Below are 22,164 nucleotides of genomic sequence, written 5' to 3' on the forward strand. Positions count from 1 at the left end.
AACCCCGCCATGGGCGGGGTTCGCAGTACCACGGAGTTGTCGTCTCGCTCAGGTTTCGCCGTTGCTCTCGGCCAGATCGACCAGTTCGCGTACGGCCACGGCAAACAGCGGGAAGCTCGACTGGCTACCGCCGCCACGCACCTCGGCGATCAGCCGGCACCAGCGCTCATGCAGCGAGGCATGCGTGGCCAGCCAGTTGTCGACGCGCTCGTCGGGCTCGCGCCCGTCATCGGTCTTGAGCACGCTCACCGTCAGCGCCAACTGCTGGCGGTCGATGTCGTCGCGGAAGGTCTCGCGGGCCTGGGCCTGCCAGTTGTCACGCACGTTGAGATTGCTCACCTGCTGGATCATCCAGGGCAGTTCGAGACGGTTGCCGATCTCGAAGAAGACCTCGGCAACGCGCTGCGGTTTCTCGTCGGCCTGACGGGCCGCCTGGATGATGCCGAGCGCGCCGTAGAGGCTTCCCGAGGCCGCCACCGTGGCCGCCAGCTCTTCGGGCACGCCGGCCTCGAGCAGCTCACCGCGCTTGTGCTCCCAGCGTTCGCGCTCCTCGCCGCGCAGCAGCTCGCCGATGCTCTCCTGCAACTGAGCCACACGCGGAGCGAAGTACTCGATAGCATCGCGGGTGGAGAGCCCCAGACGCTGACGCAGGAACCAGCGGGTGGTGCGTCGGATCAAGCGGATGAGATCCGTCATCATGTTGTACTGCACCTGGCTCGGCACCTGGTTGTCCAGCGCCTCGATACGCTCCCACAGGCTGGAGAGCTGGAAGCTATCGCGGGCAATGACATAGGCACGGGCGATATCGGCCGGGCTGGCGCCGGTGGAGTCGATCAGCAGCCGCACGAAGACGATACCCATGTGATCGACCAGATCGTTGGCCACCTGAGTGGAGACGATCTCGCGCTTGAGGCGATGGTCGTACATCTCATCGGGGAAGCGTTCGACCAGTACCCGTGGGAAGATACGTTCCACGTACTGCTGGATATAGGGGTCGTCGGGCACGTCGGAGGCCAGCACCTCGCCCTTGAGCACGCTCTTGGAATAGGAGATCAATACCGACAGCTCAGGGTGGGTCATCCCCTGCTCACTGTTGGCGCGCTCCAGCAACTCCTCGTCGGAGGGCAGGAATTCCAGCTCCCGGTCGAGCTGGCCGGCGGCCTCCAGCCCGCTGATGAAGCGCCGGTAGGGGTCGATGCCCTGGCGCGAGAAGATGGCCGAGATATCCAGCGCCTGGGTCTGGCGGTAGTTGTCGAGGATGACCAGATCGGCCACCTCCTCGGTCATGTCGGCGAGCAGCTGGTTACGCTGCTTGTCGGTCATGTCGCCGCGCTTGACCACCTCATCGATGAGGATCTTGATGTTGACCTCATGGTCGGAGCAGTTGACCCCGCCGGCGTTGTCGATGAAGTCGGTATTGACCAGCACGCCCTTGGCGGCGGCCTCCATGCGGCCACGCTGGGTCAGGCCCAGGTTGCCGCCCTCGCCCACCACCCGGCAGTTGAGCTCGCCGCCGTTGATGCGCAGCGCATCGTTGGCCTTGTCGCCGACCATGGCATCGGTCTCGGCGCTGCCCTTGACGTAGGTGCCGATCCCGCCGTTCCACAGCAGATCGATCTGGGACTTGAGCATGGCGCGGATGAAATCGTTGGGCGAGAGACGGTCCTCGGCGATGCCGAAGACCTCTTTCATCTGCGGCGTCACGGCGATCGACTTGGCGCTGCGCTTGAACACGCCGCCGCCCTCGGAGATCAGCGAGGCGTCGAAGTCCTCCCAGCTGGAGCGCGGCAGCTCGAACAGGCGCTTGCGCTCGGCGAAGGTGGCCGCCGCATCGGGATTCGGGTCGACGAAGATGTGAAGATGGTTGAAGGCCCCCACCAGGCGGATCTTGTCGGAGAGCAGCATGCCGTTGCCGAACACGTCGCCGCCCATGTCGCCGATGCCGACCACGGTGAACTCCTCTTCCTGGGTGTTAAGGCCCAGATTGCGGAAGTGGCGCTTCACCGACTCCCAGGCACCGCGGGCAGTGATGCCCATCTTCTTGTGGTCGTAGCCGTTGGCCCCGCCCGAGGCGAAGGCATCGCCCAGCCAGTGGCCGTACTCGACGGAAATCTCGTTGGCGATATCGGAGAAGGTCGCCGTGCCCTTGTCGGCCGCCACCACCAGATAGGCGTCGTCATCGTCGTGACGCACCACGTCCCTGGGCGGCACCACCTCGCCGCCGACCAGGTTGTCGGTCACGTCGAGCAGCGCCCGGATGAAGGTCTTGTAGCAGGCGATGCCCTCCTGCTGGATGGCGTCGCGGTCGCCTCCTTCGGGCAGGCGCTTGCAGACGAAGCCGCCCTTGGCACCCACCGGCACGATGACGGCATTCTTGACCTGCTGGGCCTTGACCAGCCCCAACACCTCGGTGCGGAAGTCCTCATGACGATCCGACCAGCGCAGCCCGCCGCGCGCCACCTTGCCACCGCGCAGATGGACCCCCTCGACCCGCGGTGAGCAGACGAAGATCTCGAAGGCCGGGCGCGGCTTGGGCATGCCGGTGATGCGTGTAGGGTCGAGCTTGTAGGCGATGTAGTCCTTGAAGCCGCCGCCAGCACTGCGCTGGTAGTAATTGGTGCGCAGGGTGGCCTGGATCATCTCCATGAAGCGGCGCAGCAACTGGTCGTCATTGAGGCTGGCCACGCCGTCGAGGTGGCGGTTGATCCGCTCGACGCAGGCTTCCACCTCCTCTTCGCCGGGACGATCCGCGGGGTCGAAGCGCAGCTTGAACAGCGCGACCAGCTCGCGGGTGATCTCGGGATAGTTGGTCAGCGCAGAGGCAATGTAGTCCTGCGACATGCCGAAGCGGATCTGCTTCAGATAGCGGGCATAGGCCCGCAGCATGGCCACTTCCCGCCAGTCCAGATTGGCGGCGATCACCAGGCGGTTGAAACCGTCGTTCTCGGCCTCGCCGACCCAGATGCGCTTGAAGGCCTCGATGAAGGGCTCGCGCATCTTCTGCAGGCTGACCTCGGTGGAGGTATGGTGCTCCAGGTCGAAGTCGTGCAGCCAGTAACGCACGTCGGGAGTGACGATCTCGTAGGGGCGCTCGCCGATCACGCGCAGTCCCAGGTTCTCCATCACCGGCAGCACGTCGGAGAGCGGTATGGTGCGATCGCGCTGGAACAGCTTGAGATTGACGCCGCTGCCCTCCTCCTCCACCAGCCGATAGAGCGTCAGCGCCAGCGGCTCGCCGGCATCGAGATCGGCCAGATGCTGCAGGTCGAACACCGCCGTGCGCGAGCCGAAGTCGTCGCGATAGCTGGCCGGGAAAGCGTCGCGGAAGCGGTCCATCAGCCGGTTGGCCTGCTCCTCGCCGAAGCCTTCGACCAGCGCCTCGTGCAGCTCGTCGCGCCAGCTGCGCGCCAGTTGCGCCACCTTGGCCTCGAGCCGCTTGAGGTTGACCTCTCGCGGCACATCGCCACGGAAGCGCAGGATGAACTGGATACGCGCCAGAATCGATTCCGAGAGGTAGGTGTTGAAGTCACCGAAGGTGGCGTCCAGCTCTTCGCACAGCAGGTTCTGGATGCGCACGCGCAGGTCGGTGGAGAAGACATCGCGCGGCACGAACACCAGGCAGGAGTGGAAGCGCCCGGAGCGGTCGGTGCGAATGAACAGGCGGACGCGGCGCCGTTCGCGAATGTCGAGAATGCCCAGCGCGGTGTGGGCCAGCTCCTGGGTGTCGATCTGGAACAGATCGTCGCGGGGGTAGACCTCGAGGATCTGCAGCAGCTGCTTGCCGTTGTGCCCCTTGGGGTTGAAGCCGGCAATCTCCATCACCGCCTTGAGCTTGCGCCGCAAAAGCGGAATGTTGCGCGGCGACTCGTTGTAGACGCTGGCGGTGAACAGCCCGAGGAAGCGATGCTCGCCGATCACACGGCCCTGCTCGTCATAGCGATCGATGGAGACGTAATCGGGATAGGTGGGGCGATGCACCCGGGCGTGGTGCGAACTCTTGGCAAAGGAGAGCAGCTGCGGCACGAGCACGAAGCGGTTGTTCTCGATCCCCAGCTCGGTGCGGATGCGCTCCTGGTAGCGCGGCAGATCCAGACGGAACACGCCGAGCTCGCTACCCTGCTCCTTGACCAGTCGGTCACCGTCGGCGTCCGACTCGATGGCAAAGGCGTCGTAGCCCAGAAAGGTGAAGTTGTCGCGCACCAGCCACTCGAGAAAGGCGATCGCCTCTTCATGGTCGCCCGGTTCGATCTGCTCGGGACGCCCGGCCTTGAGCTCGGCGACCGCCTCCAGGGCGCGCTCGTGCATGGCGTCGTAGTCGCCCACGGCAATGCGCACGTCGCGCAGCACCTCGTGCAGCGACTGCTCGATGTCGGCCAGTACCTCGGGATTGGAGTGACGATCGATCTCGATGGCGATCAGCGATTCGCGCTGCTCGGGGGCATCGGCATCCCGCGGCGAGCCGACCCGCACCAGGTCGTGGCTCGAGTTGCGCTCCACCGCCAGCACGGCATTGTGGATCGCATGCACGGTGAGCGCCCGCCGGTTGAGCTCGATGCGCACCGAGTCGACCAGAAACGGCATGTCCTCGTGCAGCACGGCAACGAAGGTATGGGAAGACTGCCAGCCGTGCTCCTCGAAATCGGGGTTGAAGACGCGCACCTTGGGCGAGGCGTGATCGAAGTGCTGAATGTAGTGCCATACCGACAGCGTGGCGCCGTAGAGGTCGTCCAGGCGGCGGTCGGCCAGGTCCTCGAGCGGCACGGTGGCGTAAAAATGGCGGGCGAACGCTTCCACCTCTTCGGCCCGCGCCTTCTCGAGTCGGCTGTCCAGGCGCTCGCGCAGCTGCTTGAGAATCTCCTGCCGGCCCACTTCGATCGTCTCGTATTGCATCCCTCACCTCGGCTGCCTGGGGCCGCGTATCGGCCCTGGGAAAGAATCGGCGTGGCCCGGGGCCACGTGTCGGGAAGCTTACTCCAGCCCTGCGCCACACCCTACCGACTTGCCAGCCTTCTCATGGTGCATGTCGCTTGTGCATCGAGACCGAACGTTTTGCCACTTGACAACCACCGATTGCTTCAGAACCGAAAATCAAGCGACGTGTCTTTCCAGCAGCACACCGCATTCACAGTGATGGGTCCAGGGGAACTGATCGAACAGTGCGAAACGGGCAATCCGATGCGTGCGGCTCAGCGACTCCAGGTTCTGCTCCAACGTATCCGGGTTGCATGAAATATAGACGACTCGCGAATATTCGCTCAGTTGCCGACAGCTGGCCTCGTCGAGGCCGGCACGGGGCGGATCCACCAGCACGGTGGAAAAGTCGTACTCCGCCAGCGCCATCTCGGTCACGCGACGCCCGCCCTTATCGCCCTTCAGCGCAGCGGCGAACTCCTCCGCCGACATGCGCCCCACCACGGCATTGTCGATACCGTTGGCCGCCAGGTTCTGCTGCGCGCTGGCAACGGAGGTACGCGAGATCTCGGTGGCCAGCACTCGACGAAAGTTCTCGGCCAGCGCCACCGTGAAGTTGCCGTTGCCGCAGTAGAGCTCCACCAGGTCGCTCGACTGGCTGCCCCGGGTCACGTCCCGGGCCCAGGTCAGCATGGCCCGGCTGACCTCGGCATTGGGCTGGGTGAAGCTGTTCTCCACCTGCTGGTAATGGAAGGTGCGCCCTTCCACCTCCAGCCGCTCCCAGACATGGTCGCGCTCGAGCACCAGGCGCTGCTTGCGCGAGCGGCCGATGATCAGGATGTCGAGCGCCTGCTGCAACCGCCGTGCCTCGCTCTCCCAGGCCTCGTCCAGCGGGCGATGGTAGATCAGGGTGACCAGCGCCTCGCCGGAAAGCGTGGTCAGGAACTCGACCTGGAACAGCCGTCGGCGCAGCACGTCGCTTGCCAGCAGCGCCTCGCGCAGACGCGGCATCAGCTCGTTGATGCGCCCGCTGGCGACGGGATAGTCGTCCAGACGGATCACCCGTTTGTGCTTGGGATCGTTCGGGTCGACCTCGAACATGGCGAAGAACAGGTCGTCGCCCTCGTGCCACAGACGGAATTCGCAGCGCTGCCGATAATGGCTCGGCGGCGAGGCAAAGACCTCCAGCAAGGGCGGCGAGAAGCGCTCGAACTGCCGGCTGATGCGCTCACGCTTGGCCGCCAGCTGCTGGTCGTAGCGTTCGGGATCGACAACGGGAATGGACACGGCATCTCCTGACGTGTTCGGGGTGAAAGGGAAAGGCGATTCAGCCGACGATGAGCAGACGCGGCTCGTCGAAACCGAAGGTGCCCACGGCAAGGGCCAGGCGGGCATCCGGCGCCGTCGCCAGGCTCTCGTCGTGTCCGTTCACGATCTCGAGTTCCTGCGATACCTGGGCGGTTCGCCGTGCGATGGCCTCGCCGGAGTCGACCAGTTGCACCGGCCTGGGGGCGGCGGCCACGATGCGCTCGCCGAGCAGCGGAAAGTGGGTGCAGCCGAGCACGACGGTATCGAGATCGGCGGCCTCCCACAGTGGCGCCGTCACGGCATCGATGACCGCCTGATCCGGCGCTTCGCCGGCCAGGAAGCGTTCGGCCTCGCGTACCAGCGGGTCGGCGGCGACCCGGGTGACGCGACAGTCGGCGGCAAAGGTCGCGATCAGCCGATCGGTATAGGGACGCGCCACGGTAGCGCTGGTGGCCAACAAGCCGAGGTGCCGGCTGCGGCTCTGGGCAGCAGCGGGTTTGATCGCCGGCACGGTTCCCACCACCGGAATCGTCAGGTGTTCGCGCAGCGCATCCAGCGCCAGGGTGCTGGCCGTGTTGCAGGCGACGACCAGGACGGAGCATTCGCTCGCCGCCACGGCGGCCTTGCACACGGCCAGGATCCGCTCCACCAGCCACTCATCGGGGCGGATGCCGTAAGGCAGCATGGCGTTGTCGCAGGCGTAGACCAGGGCGGCACCAGGCAGGTGGTGCCGCAATGGCGGCACCACCGACAGGCCGCCGACGCCGGAATCGAAGATCAGTATCGGGCCAGACATGGCGAAACGACGCGCATTGAAATCGCTCGGCTGCTGCAAAGAGCACTATTCTAGCAGCATGCCGAACGAGCTGAAGCCCTCGTTTCGCCGCCTGACGTCAGGCTGCCGGTTCCTCGGTCTCGCGCAGTTCGGCGTAGAGCTCGGGATAGGCTTCCTGCAGCCGCTCCAGCTTGGCCGCCGCGCCTTCCGGCAACGCCTGGGCCAGCAGCTCCAGATCGCGATCGTCGAAGTGTTGGCGAATCAGCGGGAACAGCAGCTCACGCTCATCGCGCAGATAGGTACGGTGCGCGTCGAGGTAGGCCTTGAGATCGTCGGCAAAACGGTCCATCGGAATGACCGCATCCATCAGAATCATGTCGATATCGCCGGATAGCCGATTGAGGCGCTTGCGCAACGCCTGATAGTCGCTGGAGAGGCGCTCGGTTAACTCCTGGGTTTCGGGCGCCAGGGCCTGAAGCCGCTCCGAGCAAACGCGCTCCAGGGGAACGGTGAACTCTTCCATGTAGTCGAGAATGTAATCGACGACTTCGCGGACCAGCTTGAAGTTGGGCCGTTCACCGACAGCAAGGGACTTCTGTTTGAGCTGAAGGACGTGCAACATGCGCGCCATATTGGCATGATCCTGACGCAGTTGGGTCAGCATGGGCATGTCGAGGCCTCCTCTAACGATGAGCGTATAGTGTTGGAGTCGCGGGACGGAAGCAGGTTCAGTCTCGTCGCCATCGAGATACGGTCTTGTCGCCAACGAGACACGGGGCAAAAGCGGGATGCTGTATCACCCTAGACCCTTTATGCCGATCCCGCACATCGCCCAAGGTCGAATTTGCAAGCACCAAGGAGTATGCCATGGACCTTTTCGGTCAGGCGTCTGACGATTCCGCCCCTCTGGCCTATCGCATGCGCCCGCGCCGCCTCGACGACTACGTGGGCCAGCAGGCCCTGGTGGGTCCGGGCAAGCCGCTGCGGCGCATGGCCGAGACGGGCATCGTGCGCTCGATGATCCTGTGGGGGCCTCCCGGCACCGGCAAGACCACCCTGGCCGAGATCCTGGCCGAACACTCCGGCGCCCACCTGGAGCGGCTCTCCGCGGTGATGGCGGGCGTCAAGGAGATCCGCGCCGCGGTGGATCGCGCGCGCGCCATGCAGGGCCAGGGCCGCCCCACCCTGCTCTTTCTCGACGAGATCCATCGGCTCAACAAGAGCCAGCAGGACGCCCTGCTGCCCCACGTGGAGTCGGGCCTGCTCACGTTGATCGGCGCCACCACCGAGAACCCCTCGTTCGAGGTCAACTCCGCCCTGCTCTCCCGGGCCCGCGTGCATGTGCTCACTGCGCTCGACGAAGAAGAGCTCACGGAAGTGATGCGACGCGCCCTGAACGACACTGAGCGCGGCCTGGGCCAGCGCCGCATCGCCGTGGATGACGAAGTGCTCGGCATGCTGGCCCGCGCCGCGGCCGGCGACGCCCGCCGCGCTCTGGGCATGCTGGAGACCGCCTGCGACTTCACCGTCGCCGAGGGCGACGGCGAACGCCTGCCCCGCGAGGCCCTGAATGCCGCACTAGGCCACCAGGCCAGCGCCTTCGACAAGCAGGGCGATTACTACTACGACCTGCTCTCGGCGATCCACAAGTCGGTGCGCTCCTCGCGCCAGGACGCCGCACTGCTCTACATCGCCCGTTTCATCCAGGGCGGCGGCGACCCGCTCGACGTGATCCGCCGTCTGGCGGCGATTGCCTCGGAGGACGTGGGCAACGCCGACCCTCGCGCGCTGCCGCTGGTGATGGCGGCCTGGGATGCCTACCTGCGCCTGGGCGACTACGAGGGCCAGCGCGCCATCGCTCACGCCGCCATTCACCTCTCCATTGCGCCCAAGAGCAACGCCATCGACCAGGCCTGGAAGCGTGCCAAGGCCTTCGTGGCGGCTCAACCGCGGCTGGAGGTGCCCACCTACCTACGCAACGCCCCGACCAAGCTGATGGAGTCGCTGGGCCACGGCCACGGCTATCGCTACGCCCACAACGAGCCGGAAGGCTACCCGGCGGGCAGTCGGCACGACTGCTGGCCCGAGGACGTGCCACCCGAGGCCTTCTACCAGCCCAGCGAACACGGCCAGGAGAAGCGCTACGCCCAGCTGATGGCCTGGCGCGCCGAGCTGGATGCCCGGGCCGACGAAAACCCCGACGAGTAGCAAGGCGAGCCGAAAAGACGGCCGGAAATGAAAGTGCCGCCTCGAGGGCGGCACTTTGCGTTCTGCTGGCGTATCAGTGGGTGTCGCGGATCACGTCGGCCCCTTCGGGGATCTGGAACGCGAAGCGGCGGTCGTCGATGGCGTGGTTGGTGCGCACGTCGCTGAACTCGATGACGGTCTCCTGGCCGGTGCTGTCGATCATCTGCAGGGCCGCCAGCTGCTCGCCGCGGAAGGTCATCTGCAGCTCTTCGAACAGGGTGTCCGGCGACCTCGGCACCAGACGGAAGCTCTCGCCACCGCCCTCCTGATGGCGCGTGACCTCGTAGCTCTCGGTCAGTTCGCGGGCGCTACCCGACAGCAGCAACGCCGGGGTATGGGTCACCCGCTGGTCGAGCGCCTGCACGGTGACCTGCTCCAGGTCGGGATCGTAGAGATAGACCTCGCTGCCGTCGGAGATCACCTCCTGCTGATAGGGTGCCGCAACCTCCCAGCGGAACTTGCCGGGGCGCGACAACCACATCTGGCCGTTGGCCTGCTGCAGACGCTCGCCGCTGCCGTCGAGGATCAGCTGCTCGAAGCGCGCCTCGAGGGTTTCCAGCGGCTCCAGCAGGCTGGTCAACCGGTCGGCACCTTCGCTGGCCAAGGCGGCGGCCGGCATGACGAGGGTAAGGGCCAGTGCAGTTAGGGTCTTCTTCACACTCATCGTCTCTCTCCCTGGGCGGGTCCTGAATGGATCCTGTCACTCGGACCCGCTGCGCGTCGGCGGGTTGCATCACCGCCGACGCTTTCATGATTTATGCAAGGTTGAGGCTGTCGCCTGTCACCGACGGTAATCAATTGCCTACCGGCGGCGGCGCCAGCACCTCGCGACCGCCGTTGGTGCCCATCGAGGAGACCACGCCGGCCGCTTCCATGGCTTCCACCAGGCGCGCGGCGCGGTTGTAGCCGATCTTGAAGCGCCGCTGCACCGCCGAGATGGAGGCGCGGCGACTCTCGGTGACGAACTGCACCGCTTCGTCGTAGAGCGCGTCCTGCTCGGCATCGCCGCCACCCTCGCCGGCATCGGCTTCGAGCCCGGTCAGGGCATCCGCCGAGACCCCGCCGGCGAGAATCTCGTCGATGTACTCGGGCTCGCCGCGACGCTTCCAGTCCTCGACCACACGGTGCACCTCGTCATCGTCGACGAAGGCGCCGTGCACCCGGGTCGGCAGCCCTGAACCCGCCGGCAGGTAGAGCATGTCACCGTGGCCCAGCAGGTTCTCGGCCCCGCCCTGGTCGAGAATGGTGCGTGAGTCGACCTTGGACGACACCTGGAACGCCATGCGCGTGGGAATGTTGGCCTTGATCAGGCCGGTGACCACGTCTACCGAGGGGCGCTGGGTGGCCAGGATCAGATGGATACCGGCAGCACGGGCCTTCTGCGCCAGACGCGCGATCAGCTCCTCGACCTTCTTGCCGACGATCATGAACATGTCGGCGAATTCGTCGATCACCACCACGATGTAGGGCAGCTTCTCGAGCACCGGGGGCGGCTCGTGCATCTCCCAGGGCTGCGGCTCCCACAGCGGGTCGGCCACCTGGGCACCGGCACGCTCGGCTTCGTCGAGCTTGCCGTTGAAGCCGGCGATGTTGCGCACGCCCATGGCTGCCATCAGCTTGTAGCGCCGCTCCATCTCGGCCACGCACCAGCGCAGCGCGTTGGCAGCCTCCTTCATGTCGGTGACCACCGGGGCCAGCAGGTGCGGGATGCCGTCGTAGACGGAAAGCTCCAGCATCTTTGGGTCGACCATGATCAGGCGCAGTTCCGCGGGCGTGGCCTTGAGCAGCATCGAGATGAGCATGGCGTTGACGCCCACCGACTTGCCCGAGCCGGTGGTACCGGCCACCAGCAGGTGTGGCATCTTGCCCAGGTTGGCCACCACCGGGCCGCCGCCGATGTCCTGACCCAGCGCCAGGGTCAGCGCCGAGGCCTCCTGCTGGTAGCGGTCGGAGTCGATCACCTCGCGCAGGCGGATCATCGCCCGGTGCGGGTTGGGAATCTCGATACCCACCGTGGGCCGACCGGGAATCACCTCCACCACCCGCACGCTCTTGACCATCAGCGAGCGCGCCAGGTCCTTGGCCAGGTTGCTGATCTTCGACACCTTCACGCCGGCGGCAGGCTTGATCTCGAAGCGGGTGATCACCGGCCCCGGCCAGGTGTGCACCACCTCGGCCTTGACGCCATACTCACGCAGCCGCGTCTCGAGCAGTTCGGCCATGTCGGTCAGCTGCTGCTCGGTGTAGTTCTGCTGGTGCGGCTCCGGCGGGGTGAGCAGGCGCAGGCTGGGCAGCTCGCCGTCCGGCTCCGGCATGTCGTCGAGAGTGGGCCGCTGGCTCTGCAGGTGCTCCACCGTCCACAGCGTGGGGCCGTCGGGCTCCGCCGCTGCGGCGCGCGCCTGTTCGGCAGTGGCGATTCTGCCGCCGCTCTCGCCCTCGTCCTGGTCGTCAACCGACGGCACCCCGTCGCTGTCGGACGCCCGTTCGGCCGACTCACGCCAGGCCCTCAGCCCTTCGGCCTGATCGCTGTAGGCAGAGGGACGCTCCGTGGCGCTGAGCGTCTGAGCCGATGGCGCCTTGTCCGCCTGGCCATCGTCGAGATCGCCGTCGTCCTCGTACTCGTCGCCGCCGATATCGTTCCAGTTGAGCCGCGGCTCGTACGCATCGCTCGGCTCTTCCGGCTGCAGATCGCCGAGCCCGGGCTCGCGCCGCGCTTCTTCGCGTGGCGAAGCAGGTTCGGTGGCTGCAGGCTCCGCCGCGGAAGGTGCCGTCTCGGGGTCGGGCGGCTGAAAGCCGGGCGGCGCGGCCTTGGCTGCCGGCGATGGCACGTCGTCGGTTGCGCGTAGCGGCATGGCGGCAGCCGGCAGCGGTTCATCGTCGCGGCTGGCCTTGAGCGCAGCCGCGGCAAGCGGCCCGGCGGCCGCCGTCGCAGCCCCGGTGGCCGCAGCAGGCCGAGGCCCGGCGGCCACCTCGTCGCGGCGGGCCGTGTAGGCGGCATCCGGGCGCTTCGCCGAAGGCGTACGCTCGGGCACGTCCCAGGGAATGTCGGTATCGCCGTCGTCGCCGAAGGTGGGTTCGAGCCCCGGCTCACGCAGCGACGGCACCTCGGCATCGGCTCCGGCGCGGCGACGCTGCCAGAACCGCCAACGCCGAGGCGCCGGTTCGGCTGTCGCCTGGGCATCGTGCTCCGCCTCGTTCTGGTCCTGGTCATCGTCCTCGCGCCAGTGCGGTTCATGCCGCTCGCGCACCAGGCCGAATGGCGAAGCCGCCCAGCGCCACAGGCGCAGGAAGCGATAGCCGAGCTCATCCATCACCATCAACCAGGAGAACCCGGTGAAGAGCGGAAAGCCGCACAGCATGGCCGCCACGGCCAGCAGGCCGGTGCCGCCCGAGTCGACCAGGGGCACCAAGGCGCCCACCAGCCCCTCGCCCAGAATGCCTCCCGAGGCATAGGGCAGCATGCTGTTCGGGCTGTAGAAATGCAGCGCCCCCAGCGTGGTGGTGCCCAGCAGCAGCAGCACCAGGCCGCCCAGGCGCACGGCAACGGCCGTGGCGTCCCATTCGATCTGCACACGGCGGTGGCGAATCAGCCACCAGCCGGCAAAGCCCAGCATGCCCGGCCACCACAGCGCGCTGGCACCGAACAGTGAATACAAAACATCGGCCAGCCAGGCCCCGAAAGGCCCCATCCAGTTGTCGACCTCGGTTTCAGGGCCGCGATGCGACCAGCCGGGATCCGCGGCCTCATAGCTGAACAGCGCCAGCAGCAGGAACACGCAGGCCGCCAGCAGAAGAATGATCGCCCCTTCCCGGGCCACGCCCTGCAGGTGGATTGCCAGGCGTGTGGTCGGCTGCTGGGGGCTCTCTTCCGTTGCGCGCCGCGGCACGCCCTTTTCCTTTGCACTCAACTCGCCAACCCCCTCGCACCGTTACGGCAACGGTGCCTGTCTCGACTTGCATGAAGCAGATTGAATTCAGCCGCCATCATACCGGGAGTACAGGCCTCGGCACAGTGGTCACGCAGGTCGCTTGAGCCAAATCGGCTGCGGCGTCAGACTAGAGGTATTCCTGCTGACGAGGAGCGCCCTTCGATGCTGTCCTGGCTTCCCGCGCGACCCGTGCGCTTTCCTCCCGTTTCGCACGCGTTGCGTGACCCGGAAGGCTTGCTGGCAGCGGGCGGTGAACTCACGCCCGAATGGCTGCTGGCGGCCTACCGGCACGGCATCTTTCCCTGGTACAGCGACGACCAGCCCATTCTGTGGTGGTGTCCCAACCCGCGCATGGTGCTGTTCCCCGATGAACTGCGCATCGCTCGCAGCCTGGGCAAGCGGCTGCGCAACGGCGGCCTGCTGGTCACCTTCGATCGGGCCTTCGAGACCGTCGTCAGGGCCTGCGCCGCGCCCCGCAAAGGCCAGCCGGGCACCTGGATCACCGAGGAGATGCATGCCGCCTACGTGACGCTGCATCGCCTCGGCTATGCCCGCTCGGTGGAGGTGTGGCGCGGAGCCGAATTGGTCGGCGGACTCTACGGCGTGGCTATGGGACCGGTGTTCTTCGGCGAGTCGATGTTCTCGCGCGCCAGCGACGCCTCGAAGGTCGCCCTCGTGCATCTGGTCCGCGCCATGCGCGCCGGCGGCGGACGTCTGATCGACTGCCAGATGCACACCCGCCACCTCGCCAGCCTGGGCGCACGGGACATCGCCCGCACCGAGTTCATCAACTATCTTGAATCATGTCTGGCGACGCCGGAACATAAGGATAGCCAATATCCCCTACCCTGCTGGGGGCTACCCGATGGCCCATCCCGCGTCGAACCCCTGACGGCACTCACTTAAGGAGGCGACCCCCGTGAGCAGCAATGCGCCTCGTCATCCGATAAGGGATCTGCGCTTCTTCCTGACCGTACCGCACGCCTGCAGCTATCTGGAGGGTCATGAAGCCACGACCTTGTTTCTCGACCCCCAGGAGTCGCATGGGCAGGGAATCTACGATTCTCTAGCCCTGCTCGGCTTTCGCCGCAGCGGACGGCACCTCTACCGCCCTCACTGCGAGGGATGCAGCGCCTGCGTCTCGGTACGCATACCGGTCGACGACTTCCAGCCCAGCCGCAGCCAGCGGCGGGTCGCCAGGCGCAACGGGGACTTGACGCTGATCGAACGACCGGCGCTGTTCGACGCCGAGCACTATGCGCTCTACGAGCGCTACATCCAGGTACGCCACTGGGACGGCGACATGTTCCCCCCCAGTCGCGAGCAGTACCGTACCTTCCTGACCCTCGACGAGCCTTACTCTCGGCTGCTCGAGTTCCGTCTGGACGAACGCTTGATCGCCGTGTCGGCCTTCGACCGCCTGGAGCACGGCCTCTCCGCCATCTACACCTTCTTCGACCCGGACCCGGACTACGACCGGCGCTCGCTCGGTACCTTCGCCGTGCTGAGCCTGTTGAACCTGGCCTACCGCGAGGGCTTGCCCCACGTCTATCTGGGCTACTGGATCCGCCAGTGCCGCAAGATGGCCTACAAGGAGGCCTACCGTCCGCTGGAGGCGCTGGAAGGGCGGCACTGGCGGCGCCTGCTACCCATCTCGACCTCACCCTGACACGGCCCGCTTTGCCTTGACGCCCGGCTTGCGGCACAATATCGCGCTATCCTAGGGACGGGCGCGCCGTTCGGTGTGCCCGGCGCCTGTCGTACGGCAGCCGCAACGCCCGGGGCCCAGGGCTGCCACGAAGCATACAGACCCATGTCATCAGCGAGGAACCGCCTATATGGCACGTGAAGACCATATCGAAATGGAAGGCGTCGTCGTCGATACCCTTCCCAACACCACCTTTCGCGTCGAGCTGGAAAACGGCCACGTCGTGACCGCCCACATCTCGGGCAAGATGCGCAAGAACTACATCCGCATTCTCACCGGCGACAAGGTCAAGGTCGAGCTGACCCCCTACGACCTGACCAAGGGCCGCATCGTCTATCGCTCACGCTGAGCGAACGCGGGCCTGGCAGCGACGACGCCCTCGATACGACAACGCCCCGTCCGAAGACAGGGCGCTGTGCGAGGTCGAGCCACCCTGGACTCAGGGCGCGTCGGCCATTTCCGACTCCGTGGAGAGGTGCAGTTCGCCATCCTCCACCGTGACGTGAACCACTCCACCGTGTTCGGATAGCTCCCCGAACAGGATCAGCTCCGCCAGCGGCTTCTTGAGTTTCTCCTGGATCAGCCTCGCCATGGGCCTTGCGCCCATGCTGGGGTCGTAGCCCTTCTCGGCCAGCCAGTCCCGTGCGGCGATGTCCACATCCAGCTGTACCCGCTTCTCGTCGAGCTGCGCCTGCAGCTCCACCAGGAACTTGTCCACCACGCTGCGCACCACTGAGGTGGGCAGAGAGTGGAACTGGATGATGCCGTCCAGGCGGTTACGGAACTCCGGCGAGAAGGTCTTGCGAATCACCTCCATGGCGTCGGTGGAGTGATCCTGGTGCTGGAAGCCGATGGAGCGGCGAGCCTGCTGCTCGGCACCGGCGTTCGAGGTCATGATCACGATCACATGGCGGAAGTCCGCCTCGCGCCCGTTGTTGTCGGTGAGCCGGCCGTGGTCCATCACCTGCAGCAGCAGGTTGAAGACTTCCGGGTGCGCCTTCTCGATCTCGTCGAGCAACAGCACGCAGTGCGGCTGCTTGGTGATCGCCTCGGTGAGCAACCCACCCTGGTCGTAGCCGACGTAGCCCGGAGGGGCACCGATCAGCCGCGACACGGTGTGGCGCTCCATGTACTCCGACATGTCGAAACGCACCAGCTCGATGCCCATGATCCGCGCCAGCTGACGCGCCACTTCGGTCTTGCCCACCCCGGTGGGGCCGGCGAAGAGGAAGCTGCCCACCGGCTTGTCGGGGGACTTGAGACCGGCCCGCGACAGTTTGATGGCGGCAGAGAGGCTGTCGATGGCCTCGTCCTGACCGAACACCAGCATCTTCAGGTCGCGATCCAGGTTCTCGAGCAGCTTGCGATCGGAGCTGGACACGCTCTTGGGCGGAATCCGTGCAATCGACGCCACCACCGCCTCGACCTGATCCACGTCGATGGTATCGACCCGCACCTCGGGCGGCAGCAGGCGCTGGTGGGCACCGGCCTCGTCGATCACGTCGATGGCCTTGTCGGGCAGATGGCGGTCGTTGATGTAGCGGTCCGCCAGGCGCGCCGCACTCTCCAGCGCCGCATCGGTGTACTTGAGCCGATGGTGCTCCTCGAAGCGCGAGCGCAGCCCCTTGAGGATGCGGATGGTGTCGTCCACCGAGGGGGCCATGACGTCGACCTTCTGGAAACGACGTGCCAGCGCCCGATCCTTCTCGAAGATGCCGCGGAACTCCTGGAAGGTGGTGGAGCCGATGCAGCGCAGCTCACCCGAGGAGAGCAGCGGCTTGAGCAGATTGGAGGCGTCCATCACGCCACCGGACGCCGCCCCGGCACCGATCACGGTGTGGATCTCATCGATGAAGAGGATCGAGTTGGGCTGCTTCTTGAGCTCAGCAAGCAAGCTCTTCAGACGCTTCTCGAAGTCGCCGCGGTACTTGGTGCCGGCCAGCAAGGCACCCATGTCGAGGGCGTAGACCACGGCGTCGCCGATGACCTCGGGCACGTCCTCTTCGACAATGCGCTTGGCCAGACCCTCGGCGATGGCGGTCTTGCCCACGCCGGCCTCGCCCACCAGCAGCGGGTTGTTCTTGCGCCGCCGGGCGAGAATCTGGATCACCCGTTCGAGCTCGTGCTCACGCCCGATGAGCGGATCGATCTTGCCCATCCGCGCCTGCTCGTTGAGGTTGGTGGCGTAGCCGGTCAAGGGGTTGGCGCTGGTCTCGCCGCCACCCTCTTCGGCCTCTTCGCTATCGCTGGGCGAAGACGAAGGATTCTGGCCGTGTCCCGCTACCTTGGAAATGCCGTGGGCGATGTAATTCACCGCATCGACCCGGGCCACGTTCTGCTGCTTGAGGAAGTAGACCGCCTGGCTCTCCTGCTCGGAGAAGATGGCCACCAGTACGTTGGCCCCGGTCACTTCGCTCTTGCCTGAGGACTGCACGTGAAACACGGCACGCTGCAGCACGCGTTGAAAGCCCAGGGTCGGCTGGGTCTCGCGGTCGCTCTGGTCCTCGGGAATCAGCGGGGTGGTGGAGTTGATGAAATCCTGCAGGTCGGACCGCAACTTGTCGAGGTTGGCCCCACAGGCTCGCAGCACGTCTGCCGCCGAGGCATTGTCGAGCAGCGCCAGCAGCAGGTGCTCCACGGTCATGAACTCGTGGCGCTTGGAGCGGGCCACGGTAAATGCCGTGTTCAGGGTCAGTTCAAGTTCTTTGCTCAGCATGGCAGTCCCCTTCTCGCCGCTTAGGGCTTGCATCGGATCTTTCGTGGTCCGGCACCTTCAACATCGGGCACAAACGCTGCCGTTGCAAGTCTCTTCACTCAACGACTGCCATTCCTGTCCCGTCTCGAGCAGGCCGGGAGTGGTCAGTCCGCCGCCTCGATGTCGCTGAGCAGCGGGTGCTGACACTCTCTTGCATATTGATTGACCTGATGGCTTTTGGTTTCCGCGATGTCGCGGGTAAATATGCCGCAGGTCGCCTTGCCTTGGGTATGCACCGTGAGCATCACCTGCACGGCGGTCTCGCTGTCCATGTGGAAGAAGCTCTGCAGCACCTCCACCACGAACTCCATGGGGGTGTAGTCGTCGTTGTGCAGCACTACCTTGTACATCGGCGGACGCGCCACCTCGGGGTCGGCAGGCTGCACGGCCAGGTCGCCGTCGTCCTGCTCTTCGGGACGCGGCGGTCGCGTCATGCCTGCCACGACGCCGACCGACTCCCATGCGCTCGGGTCATCAATCTCGAACATAAAAGCCACACACCATCTCGACAAGCCGGTCATCTGGCATCTCAGATTAGACGAGAACAGACCGGCAGGGTTCAGGTTGATACGCAAAAGGCCCCCGTCCGCCAGGCGGACGGGGGCCCGGTGGGTCGACGAGCCGCTTACATGTTGTCCGCGACCGCCTGGCCGAACTCGGAACACTTGAGCAGCTTGGCATTGTCCATCAGGCGATGGAAGTCATAGGTGACCTCGCCCTTGGCAATGGCCTTCTCCATGCCCTTGAGCACCAGATCGGCGGCCTCTACCCAACCCATGTGGCGCAGCATCATCTCGGCGGAGAGGATCACCGAACCGGGGTTGACCTTGTCCTGACCGGCGTACTTCGGCGCCGTGCCGTGGGTGGCCTCGAACATGGCCACGGCGTCGGCCAGGTTGGCGCCCGGCGCGATGCCGATGCCGCCCACTTCCGCCGCCAGGGCGTCGGAGAGGTAGTCGCCGTTGAGGTTCAGGGTGGCGATGACATCGTACTCGGCCGGACGCAGCAGGATCTGCTGCAGCATGGCGTCGGCAATGACGTCCTTGACCACGATGTTCTTGCCGGTCTTGGGGTTCTTGAACTGCATCCACGGACCGCCATCGAGCAGCTCGGCACCGAACTCCTGCTTGGCAACCTCGTAGCCCCAGTCCTTGAAGGAACCCTCGGTGAACTTCATGATGTTGCCCTTGTGCACCAGGGTCAGCGACTCACGGTCGTTGTCAACGGTGTACTGCAGAGCCTGACGCACCAGACGCTTGGTACCCTCCTCGGAGACGGGCTTGACGCCGATGCCGCAGTTCTCGGGGAAACGAATGTTGGTGACACCCATCTCCTCGCGCAGGAACTTGATCACCTTGTCGGCTTCCGGGGTGCCGGCCTTCCACTCGATGCCGGCGTAGATGTCCTCGGAGTTCTCGCGGAAGATCACCATGTCGACGTCGGCGGGCTTCTTGACCGGGCTCGGCACGCCTTCGAACCAGCGCACCGGACGCAGGCAGACGTAGAGGTCGAGCTTCTGACGCAGGGCCACGTTCAGCGAGCGGATGCCACCGCCCACGGGAGTGGTCAGCGGCCCCTTGATGGAGACGACGTACTCCTGGACGGCCTCCAGGGTCTCTTCCGGCAGCCAGGTGTCGGCATCGTAGACCTGAGTGGCCTTCTCGCCGGCGTAGACTTCCATCCAGTGGATCTTGCGCTCGCCGTTGTAGGCCTTCTGCACGGCGGCGTCGATGGCGATCTTCATCGCCGGTGTGACGTCGACGCCAATGCCATCACCCTCGATGAACGGGATGATCGGATTGTTCGGTACGTTCAGGGTGTTGTCGGCGTTGACGGTAATCTTCTCGCCGCCTTCAGGGACGACAATTTTCTGATACCCCATTGAGAACTCCCCTGTCTGGTATGTTCAGTGGAGCGCGGAGTATAGCATCGTCGACCCAACCGGCCCATATGACCTAAGGACCCCCATCCGCGGATGGCGGACGGGGGTCGATGGGCAGAGCCGGAAGGTGCTAGCGGGATATCAGCCCTTGGCCACCAGCGCCAGGGCCTCGTTCAAGGTCTTGCTCGGACGCATGACCGCCTGTGCCAGCGCCGGATCAGCATGGTAGTAGCCACCGATGTCGACCGGCTGGCCCTGCACGCTGTTCAGCTCGTCGAGAATGGTCGCCTCGTTGGCCTCCAGGGTCTCGGCCAGGCGGGCGAACAGCGACTTGAGTTCGGCGTCCTCGTCCTGGGCGGCCAGGGCCCGGGCCCAGTACAGGGCCAGATAGAAGTGGCTGCCCCGGTTGTCCAGCTCACCGACCTTGCGCGAGGGCGACTTGTCGTTCTCGAGGAACTGACCGATGGCCTTGTCCAGCGCGTCTGCCAGCAGCGCGGCACGCTCGTTGCCGAAGCGCTTGGCGAGATGCTCCAGCGAGGCGGTCAACGCCAGGAACTCGCCGAGGCTGTCCCAGCGCAGGTGATTCTCCTCCAGCAGCTGCTGCACGTGCTTGGGCGCAGAGCCGCCGGCGCCGGTCTCGAACATGCCGCCACCGGCCATCAGCGGCACGATGGAGAGCATCTTGGCGCTGGTGCCGAGCTCCATGATCGGGAACAGGTCGGTGAGGTAGTCACGCAGGATGTTGCCGGTCACCGAGATGGTGTCGAGGCCACGGATCACGCGCTCCAGGGTATAGCGCATGGCGCGGACCTGGGACATGATCTGGATGTCGAGACCGCTGGTATCGTGATCCTTGAGGTAGGTCTTGACCTTCTTGATCAGTTCGTTCTCGTGCGGGCGATAGGGGTCGAGCCAGAACACCGCCGGCATGCCGGAATCGCGGCAGCGCTCCACGGCCAGCTTGACCCAGTCGCGGATCGGTTCGTCCTTGACCTGACACATCCGCCAGATATCGCCCTTCTCGACGTTCTGGGACAGCAGCACCTCGCCGGTCTCCAGATCGGTGATGTTGGCGACGCCGTCAGCCGGCACCTCGAAGGTCTTGTCGTGGGAGCCGTACTCCTCCGCCTTCTGCGCCATCAGGCCGACGTTGGGCACGGTGCCCATGGTGGCCGGATCGAAGGCGCCGTGCCATTTGCAGAAGTTGATCATCTCCTGGTAGATGCGCGCGAAGGTGGACTCCGGGATCACCGCCTTGACGTCCTTCATGCGGCCATCGGCACCGTACATCTGGCCGCCGGCGCGGATCATGGCCGGCATGGAGGCATCGACGATCACGTCGCTGGGCGAGTGGAAGTTGGTGATGCCGCGGGCCGAATCCACCATGGCCAGCTCGGGACGCTGGTCGTGGCAGGCGTGCAGGTCGCGGATGACCTCCTCACGCTGGGATTCGGGCAGGGTGTCGAGCTTGTCGTAGAGGTTCACCATGCCGTTGTTGACGTCGACCCCCAGCTCCTCGAACAGCGCACCGTGCTTCTCGAAGGCATCCTTGTAGAAGATCTTGACGCAGTGGCCGAAGACGATCGGGTGCGAGACCTTCATCATGGTCGCCTTGACGTGCAGGGAGAACATCACGCCGGTCTTGCGCGCATCCTCGATCTCACGCTCGTAGAATTCGCACAGCGCCTTCTTGCTCATGAACATGCTGTCGATGATCTCGCCTTCGAGCAGCGCGACCTTGGGCTTGAGCACCAGCGACTCGCCGCTGTTGGTGATCAGCTCCATCTTCACGTTGCGGGCGCGGTCCAGCGTCATCGACTTCTCGCCGTGGTAGAAGTCGCCGCCGTGCATGTGCGATACGTGGGTGCGCGAAGCCTGGCTCCACTCGCCCATGGAGTGCGGATACTTGCGGGCATACTCCTTGACCGCCTTGGGTGCGCGGCGGTCGGAGTTACCCTCGCGCAGCACCGGGTTGACGGCACTGCCCTTGACCTTGTCGTAGCGCGCCTTGATCTCTTTCTCTTCGTCGTTCTTCGGCTCGTCCGGATACTCCGGCAGCTTGTAGCCCTGCCCCTGCAGCTCCTTGATGGCCGCCCTGAGCTGCGGCATGGAGGCACTGATGTTGGGCAGCTTGATGATGTTGGCTTCCGGCGTCTTGGCCAGGGCGCCCAGCTCGGCGAGGTGGTCCTCGACGCGCTGCTCGGCGGTCAGGTAATCGGGAAACTGGGAGAGAATGCGAGCCGCCAGGGAGATGTCCCGGGTTTCCACCTCGACACCGGCGGCGTCGGTGTAGGCGTCGATGATCGGCAACAATGAATAGGTCGCCAACGCAGGCGCTTCGTCGGTGAACGTATAGATAATCTTCGGCGTTTTTGACATGGTGGCTTTGATCTCTCTGGTCGCTGCGGTGGCAATAACTGGAACGGTTGCGCACACTCACGATGCCAGGAACGGGATCCCGGCGTGCTCCACCTACGGTTCTCATCTGGCGGGGGATGCGCTTGGCATCGACCCGGTGGCGAAGTCACGATAGGCCCCGTAACGGCGAGGGCGCTCCCGGCGAGCGTGCGCATTATATCAGCCCGCCCGCCTCGGCGTATGGTCAATAAGGCTGACGCCTTTCCCCCTCCCATCCCGCCCCGCTTGCCG

General features: G+C 65.4%; 14 protein-coding genes. 4 read left to right on the forward strand and 10 right to left on the reverse strand.

The genetic code is table 11. The features are described from left to right. Positions 1-48: 48 nt before the first annotated feature. From C4S71_RS14100 to C4S71_RS14115, 4 genes are all read right to left on the reverse strand, one after another. Positions 49-4,890: an NAD-glutamate dehydrogenase gene (locus tag C4S71_RS14100; RefSeq protein WP_103969558.1), complete on the reverse strand. Its 4,842-nt coding sequence runs from the start codon at positions 4,888-4,890 to the stop codon at positions 49-51. Between the two features lie 198 nt (positions 4,891-5,088). Next, entirely contained in the window at positions 5,089-6,198 is a 1,110-nt protein-coding gene (trmA, locus tag C4S71_RS14105) for a tRNA (uridine(54)-C5)-methyltransferase TrmA (RefSeq protein WP_086510831.1), read from the reverse strand. A 40-nt stretch (positions 6,199-6,238) separates the two neighbouring features. Then, entirely contained in the window at positions 6,239-7,015 is a 777-nt protein-coding gene (gene murI, locus C4S71_RS14110; RefSeq protein ID WP_103969580.1) for a glutamate racemase, read from the reverse strand. A 97-nt stretch (positions 7,016-7,112) separates the two neighbouring features. Beyond that, positions 7,113-7,658: a hemerythrin domain-containing protein gene (locus C4S71_RS14115; RefSeq protein ID WP_086510849.1), complete on the reverse strand. Its 546-nt coding sequence runs from the start codon at positions 7,656-7,658 to the stop codon at positions 7,113-7,115. Positions 7,659-7,861: 203 nt separating this feature from the next. Here C4S71_RS14115 and C4S71_RS14120 point away from each other — a divergent pair, with 203 nt between their 5' ends. Further along, complete coding sequence (locus tag C4S71_RS14120) at positions 7,862-9,202, forward strand: replication-associated recombination protein A (RefSeq protein ID WP_103969559.1); 1,341 nt, start codon at positions 7,862-7,864, stop codon at positions 9,200-9,202. A 73-nt stretch (positions 9,203-9,275) separates the two neighbouring features. Here the strand turns inward: C4S71_RS14120 and lolA are convergent, their stop codons facing one another. Both lolA and C4S71_RS14130 read right to left on the reverse strand, forming a co-directional pair. Beyond that, positions 9,276-9,905, reverse strand: coding sequence for an outer membrane lipoprotein periplasmic chaperone LolA (gene lolA, locus C4S71_RS14125; RefSeq protein WP_086510829.1), 630 nt, complete (start codon positions 9,903-9,905; stop codon positions 9,276-9,278). Between the two features lie 130 nt (positions 9,906-10,035). Further along, the gene (locus tag C4S71_RS14130; RefSeq protein ID WP_235014453.1) at positions 10,036-13,128 is read right to left on the reverse strand and encodes a DNA translocase FtsK; all 3,093 of its coding nucleotides are present in this window, start codon (positions 13,126-13,128) and stop codon (positions 10,036-10,038) included. A 204-nt stretch (positions 13,129-13,332) separates the two neighbouring features. On the opposite strand from C4S71_RS14130, the gene aat reads away from it, so the two are divergent. The 3 genes from aat (at position 13,333) to infA (ending at position 15,227) form a co-directional block, all read left to right on the forward strand. Beyond that, a complete protein-coding gene (aat, locus tag C4S71_RS14135) occupies positions 13,333-14,076 on the forward strand; it encodes a leucyl/phenylalanyl-tRNA--protein transferase (RefSeq protein WP_103969560.1) in 744 nt (247 codons plus the stop codon). 13 nt (positions 14,077-14,089) lie between these two features. After that, complete coding sequence (locus C4S71_RS14140) at positions 14,090-14,839, forward strand: arginyltransferase (protein ID WP_086510826.1); 750 nt, start codon at positions 14,090-14,092, stop codon at positions 14,837-14,839. A 169-nt stretch (positions 14,840-15,008) separates the two neighbouring features. Next, positions 15,009-15,227, forward strand: coding sequence for a translation initiation factor IF-1 (gene infA / locus C4S71_RS14145; protein WP_010627817.1), 219 nt, complete (start codon positions 15,009-15,011; stop codon positions 15,225-15,227). Positions 15,228-15,317: 90 nt separating this feature from the next. Here infA and clpA read toward each other — a convergent pair whose 3' ends face one another. The 4 genes from clpA to C4S71_RS14165 form a co-directional block, all read right to left on the reverse strand. Then, positions 15,318-17,594 carry an ATP-dependent Clp protease ATP-binding subunit ClpA gene (gene clpA / locus C4S71_RS14150; RefSeq protein ID WP_086510848.1) on the reverse strand — a complete coding sequence of 759 codons (2,277 nt, stop codon included), beginning with the start codon at positions 17,592-17,594 and terminating at the stop codon, positions 15,318-15,320. Between the two features lie 143 nt (positions 17,595-17,737). Next, entirely contained in the window at positions 17,738-18,121 is a 384-nt protein-coding gene (gene clpS / locus C4S71_RS14155; protein ID WP_234239802.1) for an ATP-dependent Clp protease adapter ClpS, read from the reverse strand. Between the two features lie 137 nt (positions 18,122-18,258). Next, on the reverse strand, positions 18,259-19,515 hold the full coding sequence (gene icd / locus C4S71_RS14160; protein ID WP_010627814.1) for an NADP-dependent isocitrate dehydrogenase: 1,257 nt from the start codon (positions 19,513-19,515) through the stop codon (positions 18,259-18,261). Positions 19,516-19,656: 141 nt separating this feature from the next. Beyond that, the gene (locus tag C4S71_RS14165; RefSeq protein ID WP_103969561.1) at positions 19,657-21,894 is read right to left on the reverse strand and encodes an NADP-dependent isocitrate dehydrogenase; all 2,238 of its coding nucleotides are present in this window, start codon (positions 21,892-21,894) and stop codon (positions 19,657-19,659) included. Positions 21,895-22,164 lie beyond the last annotated feature (270 nt).

This window comes from Billgrantia desiderata (assembly GCF_900108215.1).
GTDB classification, from domain to species: Bacteria; Pseudomonadota; Gammaproteobacteria; order Pseudomonadales; family Halomonadaceae; genus Halomonas; species Halomonas desiderata.

Coding starts and splice junctions, on each gene's coding strand:
- C4S71_RS14100 (WP_103969558.1), bottom strand. CDS start 4,890: ATGCAATACGAGACGATCGAAGTGGGCCGGCAGGAGATTCTCAAGCAG.
- murI (WP_103969580.1), bottom strand. CDS start 7,015: ATGTCTGGCCCGATACTGATCTTCGATTCCGGCGTCGGCGGCCTGTCG.
- C4S71_RS14115 (WP_086510849.1), bottom strand. CDS start 7,658: ATGCTGACCCAACTGCGTCAGGATCATGCCAATATGGCGCGCATGTTG.
- C4S71_RS14120 (WP_103969559.1), top strand. CDS start 7,862: ATGGACCTTTTCGGTCAGGCGTCTGACGATTCCGCCCCTCTGGCCTAT.
- lolA (WP_086510829.1), bottom strand. CDS start 9,905: ATGAGTGTGAAGAAGACCCTAACTGCACTGGCCCTTACCCTCGTCATG.
- aat (WP_103969560.1), top strand. CDS start 13,333: ATGCTGTCCTGGCTTCCCGCGCGACCCGTGCGCTTTCCTCCCGTTTCG.
- infA (WP_010627817.1), top strand. CDS start 15,009: ATGGCACGTGAAGACCATATCGAAATGGAAGGCGTCGTCGTCGATACC.
- clpA (WP_086510848.1), bottom strand. CDS start 17,594: ATGCTGAGCAAAGAACTTGAACTGACCCTGAACACGGCATTTACCGTG.
- clpS (WP_234239802.1), bottom strand. CDS start 18,121: ATGTTCGAGATTGATGACCCGAGCGCATGGGAGTCGGTCGGCGTCGTG.
- icd (WP_010627814.1), bottom strand. CDS start 19,515: ATGGGGTATCAGAAAATTGTCGTCCCTGAAGGCGGCGAGAAGATTACC.
- C4S71_RS14165 (WP_103969561.1), bottom strand. CDS start 21,894: ATGTCAAAAACGCCGAAGATTATCTATACGTTCACCGACGAAGCGCCT.